This window comes from Burkholderia torrens, from assembly GCF_984668525.1.
In genome coordinates, this window is record NZ_OZ480212.1 from 1492057 (window position 1) to 1506224 (window position 14168).

Below are 14168 nucleotides of genomic sequence, written 5' to 3' on the forward strand. Positions count from 1 at the left end.
CGCATGGACCTCCTGAAGGGCAAGGTCGCGCTCGTGACGGGCGCGGGGCAGGGCGTCGGCCAGGGCGTCGCGCATGCGCTGGCGGCCGAAGGCGCGCACGTCGCGGTGGTCGGCCGTACACGCGGCAAGCTGCTTGTCACGTGCGAGGCCATTCGCGCACGCGGCGGCGTGGCCGAGCCGTTCGAGTGCGACGTGATGGACGCCGCGCAGATTGCGCAGTGCGTCGATGCCGTCGTCGAACGGTTCGGCGGCGTGCAGATCCTGATCAACAACGCGCAGGTCGTGCCGCTCGGCCGGCTGCTCGACGTAACCGATGCGGATTTCATGGCGGGGCTCGAATCGGGGCCGATCGCGACGCTGCGGATGATGCGCGCATGCCATCCGCACCTGAAGGGTGACGGTGTGATCGTCAACTTCGCGTCGTCGGCCGCGGTGCGCTGGGATGCGTCCGGGTACGGCGCGTATGCGGCGACGAAGGAAGCGATTCGCGCGCTGACGCGTGCGGCCGCATGCGAATGGGGTGTGGACGGCATTCGCGTGAATGCGGTCGCGCCGCATGCGTTGTCGCCGGGCCTGAAGGGCTGGGTCGACGCGAATCCGCAGGAAGCCGCTGCGTTCTTTCGCACGATTCCGCTCGGCCGCGTCGGCGACTGCGAGCAGGACATCGGGCGCGCGATCGTGTTTCTCGCGAGCCGCGACGCTGCCTACCTGACGGGCGCGACGCTGCCGCTCGACGGCGGGCAGGCGTACTGGGGCTGACGGCATACGGCCGGTGCCAATCAATCATGAATTCGGCAATTGCGCGCCTGCATGCGCACGGTTGCCGGAAAACCGGAATCGAAGCGAGGACGACATGGGTCGACTGGCAGGAAAGGTAGCGATCGTCACGGGCGGCGCGCGCGGCATGGGCGCGGCGACGTGCAGGCTGTTCGTCGAGGAGGGCGCGCGCGTCGTGATCGGCGACGTGCTCGACGCGGAAGGCGAGGCGCTCGCACGCGAACTGGGCGACGCGGCGCGCTTCATGCGGCTCGACGTGGCCGACGAATCGAGCTGGGTACGCGTGACGGACGCGACCGTCGAGCAGTTCGGCCGCATCGACGTGCTCGTCAACAATGCGGCCGTGCTGACGTTCGGCGGCATCACCGAGCTGTCGAAGCGCGATTTCGAACGCGCGGTGTCGATCAACCTGGTCGGCACGTTCGTCGGCATCCGTACGATCGCGCCGCGCATGATCGCGCAGAAGCGCGGGTCGATCGTCAACATCTCGTCGGTGGACGGGCTGCGTGGCGTGAACGCGCTGGCCGCATACGTGTCGAGCAAGTGGGGCGTGCGCGGGCTGACCAAGGTCGCGGCGCTCGAACTCGGCCACCAGGGCGTGCGCGTGAATTCGATCCATCCGGGCGGCGTGAATACCGCGATGTCGAACCCGACCGGCGCGCCGCTCGAGGAAATCAACCGGCACTATGCGAACGTGCCGCAGCAGCGCGTCGGCTTGCCCGAAGAAATCGCGCGCGCGACGCTGTTTCTCGCGAGCGACGAAGCGTCGTATTGCAACGGTGCCGAGCTGGCCGTCGACGGCGGGATGGCGGCGGGCGCGTATTACCCCGGATTGCCGGGCGCGCCGTTTTGAGCGGGGGTGCGTATCGGGCATTCGATCAGGATGTTTGTGTGCGCAACCTAATTCGGGGTTTGCCTGAATAGCGAAAACGCGAATTCGCCCGGTGCGCATTCGCGTTTGTAGTGCTCGGGTGCGACACACTGAAATTGCCGCTCCCGCGAAACCCAAAGCAGACGGACGTCCCGGCCGTTTCGTCCCCAAAGCGCACGCGATGACGGCTGTAAAAAAGAGCAGCCTGCAATGCGCATGCCGGTTCGCCGTCACAGTTGTTTCTTGTTGCAACGCAACGCTCGTCCAATAACGGCGGTGGTATGCTGGCCGGAATGGAGTTGTATGGCAGGTTGCTTGCATGGCGAAACTCGCGTTCGCACCCTCTAACGAGACTTCACCTTCTCTCGCACGCATCGCGGCATCGACGCGCGCTCCGCTCGCGCGTCTCGTCCTGCGCGCTGCCTCCTCCTGCGCTCCAATCGCATTCCCCATCTCGCGGGCTGGCCCCGCATCCCCCATCCCGTCCAATAATCTGGAGACATCCCCATGTCGCAAAACACCATGGCCGAAGCAACACACGGCCCGCTGATCGCTCCGCCGGCTTTCGTCAAACATCGCAAGCTGATCGACTGGGTGTCGCGCATCGCGGCACTCACGGAGCCCGAGCGCGTCGTATGGTGTGACGGTTCGCAGGAAGAAAACGACGCGCTGTGCCAGGCGATGGTCGACCAGGGCACGCTCAAGCGCCTGAACCCGGCGAAGCGCCCGAACTCGTATCTCGCGCAATCCGATCCGTCGGACGTCGCACGCGTCGAGGATCGCACGTTCATCTGCGCGGCTTCGCGCGACGACGTCGGCCCGACCAACAACTGGATCGAGCCGGCCGAAATGCGCGAGACGCTCAACGGGCTGTTCCGCGGCTCGATGCGCGGCCGCACGCTGTACGTCGTGCCGTTCTCGATGGGCCCGCTCGGCTCGCCGATCGCACACGTCGGCGTCGAACTGTCCGACAGCCCGTACGTCGCGGTGAACATGCGGATCATGACGCGCATGGGCCGCGACGTGTACGACGTACTCGGCGAGGACGGCGAGTTCGTGCCGTGCGTGCACAGCGTCGGCCATCCGCTCGAAGCAGGACAGCAGGATGTGCCGTGGCCGTGCAATCCGGTCAAGTACATCGTGCATTTTCCCGAGACGCGCGAGATCTGGAGCTTCGGCTCGGGCTACGGTGGCAATGCGCTGCTCGGCAAGAAGTGCTTCGCACTGCGCATCGCGTCGACGATGGGCCGCGACCAGGGTTGGCTCGCCGAACACATGCTGATCCTCGGCGTGACGTCGCCGGCCGGCAAGAAGTATCACGTCGCGGCCGCATTCCCGTCCGCGTGCGGCAAGACCAACTTCGCGATGCTGATCCCGCCGCAGGGCTTCGAAGGCTGGAAGGTCACGACGATCGGCGACGACATCGCATGGCTGAAGCCGGGTCGCGACGGCCGCCTGTATGCGATCAACCCGGAAGCCGGCTTCTTCGGCGTCGCGCCGGGCACCGGTGTGAAGACGAACCCGAACGCGATCTCGACGCTGACGAAGAACGTGATCTTCACGAACGTCGCGCTGACGGAAGACGGCGACGTGTGGTGGGAAGGGCTGACCGACACGCCGCCCGCGAAGCTGACGGACTGGCAGGGCAACCCGTGGACGCCGGAAACGGCCAAGGAAACCGGCCGCAAGGCCGCGCATCCGAACTCGCGCTTCACCGCACCGGCCGCGCAGTGTCCGTCGATCGACGATGATTGGGAGAACCCGGCCGGCGTGCCGATCGACGCGTTCATCTTCGGTGGCCGCCGCTCGACGACGGTACCGCTCGTGACCGAGGCGCGCGACTGGGTCGAAGGCGTGTACATGGCCGCGACGATGGGCTCGGAAACGACGGCCGCCGCCGTCGGCCAGCAGGGCATCGTGCGCCGCGATCCGTTCGCGATGCTGCCGTTCTGCGGCTACAACGTCAGCGATTATTTCGCGCACTGGCTCAAACTCGGCAAGCAGCTCGAAGCCACGGGCGCGACGTTGCCGAAGATCTACTGCGTAAACTGGTTCCGCAAGGACGCGAACGGCAAGTTCGTGTGGCCGGGCTTCGGCGAGAACATGCGCGTGCTGAAGTGGATGCTCGATCGTCTCGAAGGCACGGGCGGCGGCGGCGAGCACGCGTTCGGCGTGTCGCCGGCGTATGAAGACCTGCACTGGGACGGCCTCGATTTCACACGCGACCAGTTCGATGCGGTGACGTCGATGAACGCCGACGAATGGCGCGAGGAGCTGAAGCTGCATGCGGAACTGTTCGATACGCTGAAGCTGCGGCTGCCTGCCGAGATGACCGAAACGATGACGAAGATCGCGCAGCGCATCGGCGCCTGACGATCCGTATCGACGCATCGCCCTTGACGTCCCGTCGCCGGCAGCGCTTGCCGGCGGCGGGACGTTTTCGCATCCGCGTCGCTTATTACGCGCGGCAATGCGCGACGACTTCGTCGACCGCGCGCTGCACGTCGCCGCGCATGTACACGTGGCACGCGACGCCCTGGGTCTCGACATCGGCTTCGCCGCCGACGAGCGTGACGGACTGGTCGTGCACGTGATGCCGGGTCGCGTCGCGAGTGCGTGCGACGTCGATGCGCAGGTTCGCATCGGACCGATCGATACTCATCGTCCATACGGAGCAGGGCGAAGGTCGGGGAAAACACCGGGGCCGGCAGGCGGGCGCAACGCGACGTGGCGGCGCTGCTGCGACGCAGCGTCCGATGCGCGGCATGCGTCTGACGATTCGCACGGCAGGCCGGTAAAGGCGCTGGATGCGGCGCGTTTGCCGGCCGCACGCGGATTCGCCGACGACGATGTTGCGGCGCCGCATCGCGTGCGACTTCCTTTCAGCGTTTGTCCCTAGTCGAAACGGACGATGGCCGCCGGCCGGGCGCTGGCTACCGTGCAGTCATCCGGTGCCGCAAGCGATGCGCCGGACACGAACCGCACCAGCGGCCAACCGGAGGGGACGACGATCATGAGACTGACGACTCGCAAGCTGTGCGTACTGGCGATGGGCACGTTCGCTGCGATGGCGATGGCGCGATACGGTGCCGACGCGGTCCCGTCGCCGCCGTACGCGGCCGGCATCCTGCAATGCCGCTCGGTCGATCCGAACGGCTTGCCGACCGCGTGCGTGCCGATCGATCCGTCTCACTTCGGTTTCGCCGCGTTGCGCGGCATGTGAGGCCAGCGCGGCGGTCTTGGGTCGCAGGCGCCGGACGTCGCACGTTGCGCGCGGCGCCCGATCGAGTCGCCGGTTCGGCTTCGCATCATTTGATTTCCCTCGGGCAGCACCCCGTACGCGCCAGGCGTTCGCACTGCCACGACCACCGCTGTCCGCAGATTTCCTTCACGCTGACCCATCCTCATGTCATCCGACCATTTCCTGACTCGCCCCCTGAACCTTCGCGACGTACATCGCTGGGACGCCGAACACGATGTCGTGATCGTCGGCTTTGGCGCGGCCGGCGCATGCGCCGCGATCGAAGCCGCGAGCGCCGGCGCCGACACGCTGATCGTCGAGCGCGCATCGAGCTACGGCGGCACGAGCGCGCTGTCGGGCGGCGAGATCTACCTCGGCGGCGGCGGCGGCACGCCTGCGCAGCGGCAAGCCGGCTTCACCGACGACACCGAGGATCTGTACCGCTACCTGATGCTCGCGGGCGGCCGCGACGCCGACGAGGCAAAGGTGCGCCTCTACGCGAACGAGAGCCTCGCGCACCACGACTGGCTCGTCGCGCAGGGGGTGACCTACAAGAACACGTTCATCGCCGAGCGGATCGTCGAGCCGGAAACCGATGACTGCCTGATCTGGTCCGGCAGCGAGGAGGCCTGGCCGTTCAGCGAGGCCGCGAAGCCGTGTCCGCGCGGCCATACGCCGCAATGGCCGGGCTGGGGCGGCGGCCAGATGCTGATGCGCGTGCTGGCCGAACGCGTCACGGCGCTCGGCGTCGCCACGCGCTATGACACCCGCGCGCTCGCGCTGATCGTCGACGACGGCGGCGCGGTGTGCGGCGCCGTGCTGCGTGCTTACGGCGAGACGGTGTTCGTGCGGGCGCGCGGTGCGGTGATCCTGTGCGCGGGCGGCTTCGCGATGAACCGCGACATGGTGCGCCGGCATGCACCGCAATTCCTGCGCTCGGACGAGCCGATCGGCAGCCCCGGCGACGACGGCTCGGGCATCCTGCTCGGCCAGAGCGTGGGCGGCGCGGCGATCCACATGGACCAGGGTTTCGTCAGCCTGCCGTTCTACGCGCCCGAATCGCTGATCAAGGGGATCTTCGTGAATGGGCGCGGCCAGCGCTTCATCAACGAGGACGGTTATCACGGCCGCACGGGCCATCACGCGTTTCACCAGGCCGGCGATCGCATCTACCTGCTGGTCGATCAGGCGACCTACCAGGAGCCGCCCGCGATCGCGCGGATCGGGATCGCGGCAGCCGGCGAAACGTGGGAAGAAATCGAGCGCGACCTGCAGATGCCGGCCGGCACGCTGACGGCGACCGTCGACGTGTACAACCGCCATGCGGCCGAAGGCGCCGATCCGCTGTTCCACAAGGCGAAGAAGTGGCTGCAGCCGCTGATCGCGCCGCCGTTCGTCGCGCTCGATTGCCGGATCGACTACGCGTTCTACCCGCACTTCACGCTCGGCGGGCTCGACACGCTGCCGACCGGGCAGGTGCTCGACGCGGCGCGCGCGCCGGTGCCGGGCCTCTACGCGGCCGGCCGCACGACCTGTGGGCTGCCGCGCTGGGGCGCCGGATACAGCTCGGGGCTGTCGCTGGCCGACTCGACGTTCTTCGGCCGGCAGGCCGGCCGTCATGCGGCGCAGGCGCGACGCGACGCGTTGCGCAGCGCCGCGTAGCCGCCGGTCAGGCGTCTGACTGGCGGTCAGCCGAGATCGAGCGCGTTCGTCAGGTCGCCCGGCGGCGTCGCGCCGCGTGCGGCGAACGCCTTGTCGCGCACGACCACGCCGTCGAGCGGCGCGAGCCCGTGCACGCGGCTGATGAAGCGCAGGATCGAGTTCGTGTCGTACAGTGTGTGATCGACGAAGCCCTGCTTCGCGAACGGCGAGATCACGAGCGCCGGAATCCGCGAGCCGGGGCCCCAGCGGTCGCCCACGGGCGGCGCGACGTGATCCCACCAGCCGCCGTTCTCGTCGTGCGTCATCACGATCACGGTGTTTTCCCATTGCGGGCCGCGCCGGATATGGTCGATCACGGTCGCGATGTGGCGGTCGCCCGATTCGATGTCCGCATAGCCCGCGTGCATGTTCAGGTTGCCCTGTGGCTTGTAGAACGTGACGGCAGGCAGGTGGCCCGCGTCGATGTCGGCGATGAAGCGGTTGGTCGACGGCTCGTCGCCGAGCCCCGCGTCGCGCAGGTGCCGGCGGCGGGCTTCCGTGCCCGGCGCGTAGTTCACGAAGTAGTTGAACGGCTGGTGGTGGTACTGGAAATCCGGCACGGTGCCCGTGTCGCGGTGCTCGAGTGCGTACTGCCACGCGCCGCTGTACCACGCCCAGTCGACGTTCTTCTCCGACAGGCGGTCGCCGATCGTCGCATAGCCCTGCGGCGGCATCACGCGATGGTCGGCCGGGTCCGCATACGCCGCGTTGCCCGGATCGGGCGGCGGCACGTAGCTCGGCTGGTACGGCGGCGCCATCGTGTTCACGCCATAGCCGTCCGGCGTCAGCGGCCCGTCGACCGCGAACTTCGGCGGGCCGTCGAGCGCGGACGCGGGCGAATCGTCGGCGAGCTTCAGGCGCGTGCCGGCCGGATCGTCGCCTTCGACCTTCGACAGCAGTTTCGCCGCATGCGGATGCTTGTGCGCGTCCGGATACAGCGGCGGCTGCGCGGAGATCAGGAACATGTGGTTCATCCACGAACCGCCGAAAGCCGCCATGAAGAAGTTGTCGCACAGCGTGTATTGCCGTGCGAGGTTCCACAGCCGCAGCGAATCGGCCGAGTTGCGGTAATGACCCATCACGAGGCCGCCTGAATCGGCCCACGCGGCGAACTGGTTGTTGCGGCCGGCGGCGATCTGCATCTGGTTCTGGTAGAAGCGGTGCCAGAGGTCGCGCGTGATTACGCCGTTCGGCAGCGGGTTGCCCTGCGCGTCGGCGATCCGGAACGGCGCATTCGGCAGCTTGTCGATGTCGCGCTCGGCGATCGCGTAGCGCTTGCCGTCCACTTCCTGCGCCTGCGGCACGAGCCCGCCCCAGATCTTCGGCAGCACGCGCAGCGGGGTCTTGCCGTCGCGGTCGAGCTGCTGCGCGTGTTCGGGCCGCACTTCGCTCAGCGGATGCTGCACGCCGGGGAAATCGCCGTACAGGTTCGCGAAGCTGCGGTTTTCCGCGTAGATCACGACGATGTGGCGCACGCGCTGGCGCAACGCTTCGTCGATGCGCAGGTCGGCGGCCGAACGCGGCGCGCTGCCCGAGGTGGTTTCGCAGCCGCTGAGCGCGACACCGGCACCGAGTGCGGCGAGGCCGCCGAGTACGCGGCGGCGGTCGGGATCGGCGGGAAGGTCGTCGGGGCGATCGGGGGTGTCGGTCACGTCGTGGGCTCCTCGAATGTCGGGTGGGCGGTGTCGTTCGATGCGCGGCGGCGCCGCTCAGGCTGCCGCGATGCGTGACGGCATGCAATGCCGGGCACGGCGCGGCAAGCGCGGGCAATCGAATTGTCATAAAAATGTCACGAATGCGACTATAACGCGCTGCGTGCCGCGAATGAAAGCCGTTCGTCGGATGTATCGACGCGTGCGGCGGGCGATGCGGGACGTGCGCGCGCGAACTAGACTGGATGCAGGGGCGGCGCGTCGCGGTGTGCCGCCCGGGCGAGGATCGCCCGGCGGCGCCGGCCGATGGCGTCGCCGCGGCGTCGTCGATGCGACGAAACGAGGCGACACAGGGAGGCGACGATGGCGCGGATGGATGCCGTTTTCGCAGGGCCGCCGATGCCGCGTGCCCGTGTGAGCGCACGCCGCGCAGCACACGAGGCCGGCCCGATGTCATGGACAGGAAATTCGACTACCCGGGATTGCTGATCGCGGCGGGCTTCTTCGTGCTGTTCGCCGCGCAGTTGCTGATGCTGCATCCGACGTCGGCATCGATCGCGTACAGCGATTTCCACAAGCTCGTCGCCGCACGGCTCGTCGACGATCTCGAGGTCGGCCCCGCGTCGATCTCGGGCACGCTGAAGATGCCGCAGGCCGGCACGATGCTGCCGGCATCCGAAGCGGCTGCCGTGCAGCAGGTCGGCGCACCGTGGCGCTTCACGACCAACCGCGTGACCGACGAGCGCCTGACCGACACGCTGACCGCCGCCGGCATCCGCTATCACGGCACGCCCGACACGGGCTGGATCGCCGGGCTCGCGTCGTGGCTGCTGCCGCTCGTGCTGTTCGTGTTCGTGTGGAACATGATGCTGCGCAAGCGCGGCGGGCTGCAGGATTTCACCGGGATGGGCAAGAGCCGCGCACGCGTGTACGTGCAGCAGGAAACCGGCATCACGTTCGACGACATCGCGGGCATCGACGAAGCAAAGGCCGAGCTGCAGCAGCTGGTCGCGTTCCTGCGCAATCCCGACCGCTACCAGCGGCTCGGCGGCAAGATCCCGAAGGGCGTGCTCGTGGTGGGCGCGCCGGGCACGGGCAAGACGCTGCTCGCGCGCGCGGTGGCCGGCGAGGCGGCCGTGCCGTTCTTCTCGATCAGCGGCTCGGCGTTCGTCGAGATGTTCGTCGGCGTGGGCGCGGCGCGCGTGCGCGACCTGTTCGAGCAGGCACAGCAGAAGGCGCCGTGCATCGTGTTCGTCGACGAGCTCGATGCACTCGGCAAGGTGCGCGGCGTCGGCCCGATGTCGGGCAACGACGAACGCGAACAGACGCTCAATCAGTTGCTCGTCGAGATGGACGGCTTCCAGGCCGGCTCGGGCGTGATCATCATGGCCGCGACGAACCGTCCCGAGATCCTCGATCCCGCGCTGCTGCGCCCGGGCCGCTTCGATCGCCACATCGCGATCGACCGGCCCGACGTGAACGGTCGCCGGCAGATTCTCGGCGTTCACGTGAAGCGCGTGAAGCTCGCGGCCGACATCGACCTCGGCGAGCTCGCGTCGCGCACGCCGGGCTTCGTCGGCGCCGATCTCGCGAACGTCGTCAACGAGGCCGCGCTGCATGCGGCCGAACTCGGCAAGCCCGCGATCGGCATGGCCGACTTCGACGAGGCGATCGACCGCGCGCTGACGGGCCTCGAACGCAAGAGCCGCGTGATGAACGCGCAGGAGAAGCTGACCATCGCGTATCACGAGGCCGGCCATGCGCTCGTCGCGGAAAGCCGCTCGCATTGCGACCCGGTGAAGAAGGTGTCGATCATTCCGCGCGGTGTCGCCGCGCTCGGCTATACGCAGCAGGTGCCGACCGAGGATCGATACGTGCTGCGCCGGAGCGAACTGCTCGACCGGATCGATGCGCTGCTCGGCGGGCGCGTCGCTGAAGAGCTCGTGTTCGGCGACGTCTCGACCGGCGCGCAGAACGATCTCGAACGCGCGACCGCGATGGCACGCCACATGGTCATGCAGTACGGGATGAGCGAGAAGATCGGACTCGCGACGTTCGACGACGGCGATGCGCGCCAGGGCATGCCCGGCGCGTGGCATCCGGGCGACGGTCGCTGCAGCGAGCACACGGCACGGATGATCGACGACGAAGTGCGCACGCTGCTGGCCGATGCGCATGCGCGAGTCGCGGCGACGCTCGGCGAGCGTCGCGATGCGCTCGAACGCATCGCACGACGGCTGCTGGAATGCGAGGTGCTCGAGCGCGACGCGCTGCAGACGTTGATCGACGGGGGCATCGAGCCGCCGTCCGCCACGTCGGCGGCACCCGGCGACGAAGCCGGCGCGCGTGGCGGGGCGATCGAGACGGAACAGGCCTCCGCGGTCGAACGCGACTTCGTCTCGTACGGGCGGCCGCGCGAGCCCGATCGCTGAACGCGTCGCGCCGACCTGCTGGCGGCGTGCGTCAGCGCGTCACGATTCGGCTGCGGCCGCGACTTCGGCCGCTTCGGCGAGTGCGTCGAGAAAGCGCGTGCGCCACCAGTGCACGTCGGTCTTGCGCACGATCGCCATCAGCGCCGAATGACGCTGGCGGCGCTCTTCGAGCGGCATCGTGAGCGCGCGCTGGATCGCCTGCGCGGTGCCTTGCGTGTCGTACGGATTGACGAGCAGCGCCGACTTCAGTTGCTCGGCCGCGCCCGCGAAACGCGACAGCACGAGTACGCCGGGATCGGCTGCGTCCTGCGCGGCGAGGAATTCCTTCGCGACGAGGTTCATCCCGTCGCGCAGCGGCGTGACGAGCGCGACGCGGCTCGCGCGATACAGGCCCGGCAGGCGCTTGCGTGCAACGGTGCGGTGAATGTAGCGCATCGGCATCCATTCGAGCTCGCCGTAGTCGCCGTTGATCGCGCCGCACAGGCTGTCCATCTCGCGCCGCAGATCGTCGTATGCGCCGAGATCCTCGCGGCTCGGCGCCGCGATCTGGATCAGCGTCGCGCGGTTGCGGTTCTCCGGATACTGTTCGAGCAGCTGGCGGAATGCATGCACGCGCTGCGGCAGGCCCTTCGTGTAATCGAGCCGGTCGACGCCGACGAGCAGCTGACGGCGCGAATATTCATCGCGCATCCGTTCGAACATGTCGAGGCCGTCGCGATCGCGTGCGAGCGACTCGAATTCGTCGACGTTGATCCCGATCGGGAATGCACCGGCCGACAGCGTGCGGCCGAACGCCTGCAGGCGGCCGTCCGGCAGCCGCGCGGCGCCGGCTTCCGCTTCGACGTAATGCTCGAAGTGAAGCAGGTCCGATTCGGTCTGGAAGCCGACGAGGTCGTACGCGAACAGCGAGCGCATCAGCCATTCGTGCTCCGGGATCGCGGCCATGATCGGCGGCGGCGGCATCGGGATGTGCAGGAAGAAGCCGATCGGATTCGTGCAGCCCATCGCGCGCAATTCGGCCGCGAGCGGAATCAGCTGGTAGTCGTGAACCCAGATGGTGTCGTCGGGCCGCAGCAGCGTGCGCAGCTTGCGCGCGAACAACTGGTTCACGCGCCGGTAGCCGTCGGCGAACCGTCGGTCGAACTGCGCGAGATCGAGCCGGTAGTGAAATACCGGCCACAGCACGTTGTTCGAATAGCCGAGGTAGTACGCGTCGTAGTCCTGCGGATCGAGGTCGATCGTCGCGAGCTGGATGCCGCCGACGTTCTGGACCTGCACGTCGTCGCCATGCGTGGGCTGATCGTCGCCGCCGCGTAGCCTGCCGCTCCAGCCGAACCATACGCCGCCGGTTTCCTGCAGGCTGTCCTTCACGGCGACCGCGAGGCCGCCGGCCGCGGCCTTACGGGGATCTGCGATGCGATTGGATACGACGACGAGTCGGCTCACCAGCTCTCCTGACGATTGTTGGGGGAAAGATTCGTGCGGCCAAGGCGCGAGAAGCAGACGCCGCCATCGGCGCGCAGTGCGCGATGCGATGGGGCCGCAATGCGAACGGACGGGAGTCAGGGCACGCGATTCGCCGTCCGAACGGGGAGTGCTTTTTTAAGCATACTCGTCATTCGCTCGTTTTAAAAGTCTGGATCGGCGAGCGGCGCAGGTGGGAATGCAGCGCGATTTCCATGACGGCGGTATGGCAACACGCGATATCCGGGCGGGATCGAAATTTGCGCGAGGCGGCAAACGCAGTGTGCGCAACGGCGTGCGCAGAACCCGCACGGTTGCGCCGCAGACGGGCAAGCGGAACAGCATACGCTTCCCCGTCTCGCGGCCGTATCGGTATCGGTTACACGACGGCCGGCTGCCAGTGATGCGTGCCGGCCTCATGCGCATGCGCACCCGGCGACGTCGCGTGCGTGCCGGACGGCATCCGGAATGCAGCAACCGTTTCGGACAGCTCGCGGCCTTGCGCCTCGAGCGACTTCGATGCAGCCGCGGCCTGCTCGACGAGCGCCGCGTTCTGCTGCGTCGTCTCGTCCATCTGCGTGATCGTCAGGTTGACCTGGTCGATCCCGCGGCTCTGTTCGGCCGATGCGGCCGCGATCTCGCCCATGATGTCCGTCACGCGCGCGACGGCCTGCGTCACGTCGGACATCGTCTTGCCGGCTTCGCCCGCGAGCGCCGAGCCGTCCTGGATCGTCTGCACCGACGCGGAGATCAGCTCCTTGATTTCCTTCGCTGCCGTCGACGAGCGTTGCGCGAGACTGCGCACCTCGCTCGCGACGACCGCGAAGCCGCGGCCTTGTTCGCCCGCGCGTGCGGCCTCGACGGCCGCGTTCAGCGCAAGGATGTTGGTCTGGAATGCGATGCCTTCGATGATGCCCGTGATGTCGGCGATCTTCGACGAGCTCTGGCCGATTTCCGTCATCGTGTCGACCACGCGGCCGACCACCGAGCTGCCGCGCTGCGCGACGTCCGACGCGTTCGCGGCGAGCGTGCTCGCCTGCTGGGCGTTCTCCGCGTTCAGCCGCACCGTCGACGTGAATTCTTCCATCGTCGCGGCGGTTTCCTGCAGCGACGCGGCCTGTTCCTCGGTGCGCTGGCTCAGGTCGAGGTTGCCCGACGCGATCTCGCTCACCGCATGCGCGATGCTGTTCGACGAATCGCGCACGCGCCCGACGATGCCGATCAGCCGCTCGTTCATCGTCCGCAGTGCGTCGAGCAGGTCGCGCGTTTCGTCGTTGCCGCTCACGTCGATGCGGCTGCCGAGATCGCCGTCCGCCACCGTGCGTGCGACGTCCACGGCCGAGCCGATCGGCACCGTGATCTTGCGCGTCAGCCACAGGCCGCCGGCGGCGGCGACAACGACCGCGATCAGGCAGATGCCGGCCAGCAGGTTGCGCTCCATCGCGTAGCGGTCGGCGAATTGCTGTGCGATCGCGAGCTCGCGTTCATGCGTGTAGGCCGCGTACGCATCGGTCGCACGCACCAGCTGGGCGAGCAGCGGGCGGCAATTGTCGTCGATGTCGGCGGTCGCTTCGTCCTTCTTGCCGGCCTGCGCGAGCCCGACGATGCGCAGCGCGACGGGCCCGTAGCTGCCTTCGATGCGCACGATGTCGCCCACCAGCTCGCGTGCGCGATCGGACGTATCGGTCGCGTTCGCCATCATGTCCTTCAGCTTCGCGAGATGCTCCTGCACGTCCTTGTGCGCCTGGTTCACGTCGGCGAGTTCGGCCTCGACGTCGGCCGGCTTGGTCACGAGTACGAGGTTGCGCGCGGCGATCGCGCGTCGGTCGACCGCGGTGCGGATTTGCGCGGACAGGTTCGCCCGTGCGTTGATGCCGTTCATGTAGCGTGAAAACTCGGCATTCGTATCGGACAGTGCCTTGAGGGCCACGCCCGACACGATTACGACGACCGCGGCGAGCAGGCCGAAGCCGCCAAGGAGTTTTGTTTTGATGCTCATTCTGGCGATTTTCACGATGTGCCTCTGCGCG

General features: G+C 67.9%; 10 protein-coding genes. 6 read left to right on the forward strand and 4 right to left on the reverse strand.

Annotated elements, in window-relative coordinates; all coding sequences use genetic code 11:
• The first annotated feature begins 3 nt into the window (after positions 1-3).
• The 3 genes from AC5LXX_RS23005 to AC5LXX_RS23015 all read left to right on the forward strand — a co-directional run bounded on the left by AC5LXX_RS23005 (position 4) and on the right by AC5LXX_RS23015 (position 4021).
• Positions 4-759, forward strand: coding sequence for an SDR family NAD(P)-dependent oxidoreductase (locus AC5LXX_RS23005; protein WP_493413310.1), 756 nt, complete (start codon positions 4-6; stop codon positions 757-759).
• A 94-nt stretch (positions 760-853) separates the two neighbouring features.
• On the forward strand, positions 854-1630 hold the full coding sequence (locus tag AC5LXX_RS23010) for a glucose 1-dehydrogenase (RefSeq protein WP_493413311.1): 777 nt from the start codon (positions 854-856) through the stop codon (positions 1628-1630).
• Positions 1631-2155: 525 nt separating this feature from the next.
• Positions 2156-4021 carry a phosphoenolpyruvate carboxykinase (GTP) gene (locus tag AC5LXX_RS23015; protein WP_493413312.1) on the forward strand — a complete coding sequence of 622 codons (1866 nt, stop codon included), beginning with the start codon at positions 2156-2158 and terminating at the stop codon, positions 4019-4021.
• A gap of 85 nt (positions 4022-4106) precedes the next feature.
• Here AC5LXX_RS23015 and AC5LXX_RS23020 read toward each other — a convergent pair whose 3' ends face one another.
• Positions 4107-4310, reverse strand: a complete 204-nt coding sequence (locus AC5LXX_RS23020) for a hypothetical protein (RefSeq protein ID WP_493413313.1) — start codon at positions 4308-4310, stop codon at positions 4107-4109.
• A 351-nt stretch (positions 4311-4661) separates the two neighbouring features.
• Between AC5LXX_RS23020 and AC5LXX_RS23025 the strand changes: the two genes are divergently transcribed.
• Both AC5LXX_RS23025 and AC5LXX_RS23030 read left to right on the forward strand, forming a co-directional pair.
• Complete coding sequence (locus tag AC5LXX_RS23025; protein WP_493413314.1) at positions 4662-4871, forward strand: hypothetical protein; 210 nt, start codon at positions 4662-4664, stop codon at positions 4869-4871.
• Between the two features lie 183 nt (positions 4872-5054).
• A complete protein-coding gene (locus AC5LXX_RS23030) occupies positions 5055-6551 on the forward strand; it encodes an FAD-dependent oxidoreductase (RefSeq protein WP_493413315.1) in 1497 nt (498 codons plus the stop codon).
• 26 nt (positions 6552-6577) lie between these two features.
• Here AC5LXX_RS23030 and AC5LXX_RS23035 read toward each other — a convergent pair whose 3' ends face one another.
• Positions 6578-8242: an acid phosphatase gene (locus AC5LXX_RS23035; RefSeq protein ID WP_493413316.1), complete on the reverse strand. Its 1665-nt coding sequence runs from the start codon at positions 8240-8242 to the stop codon at positions 6578-6580.
• A gap of 455 nt (positions 8243-8697) precedes the next feature.
• On the opposite strand from AC5LXX_RS23035, the gene ftsH reads away from it, so the two are divergent.
• Positions 8698-10674 carry an ATP-dependent zinc metalloprotease FtsH gene (ftsH, locus tag AC5LXX_RS23040; protein WP_493413317.1) on the forward strand — a complete coding sequence of 659 codons (1977 nt, stop codon included), beginning with the start codon at positions 8698-8700 and terminating at the stop codon, positions 10672-10674.
• Between the two features lie 39 nt (positions 10675-10713).
• On the opposite strand, the gene otsA is transcribed toward ftsH, so the two are convergent.
• Both otsA and AC5LXX_RS23050 read right to left on the reverse strand, forming a co-directional pair.
• A complete protein-coding gene (otsA, locus tag AC5LXX_RS23045) occupies positions 10714-12120 on the reverse strand; it encodes an alpha,alpha-trehalose-phosphate synthase (UDP-forming) (protein WP_493413318.1) in 1407 nt (468 codons plus the stop codon).
• 397 nt (positions 12121-12517) lie between these two features.
• The gene (locus AC5LXX_RS23050) at positions 12518-14137 is read right to left on the reverse strand and encodes a methyl-accepting chemotaxis protein (RefSeq protein WP_493413319.1); all 1620 of its coding nucleotides are present in this window, start codon (positions 14135-14137) and stop codon (positions 12518-12520) included.
• Positions 14138-14168 lie beyond the last annotated feature (31 nt).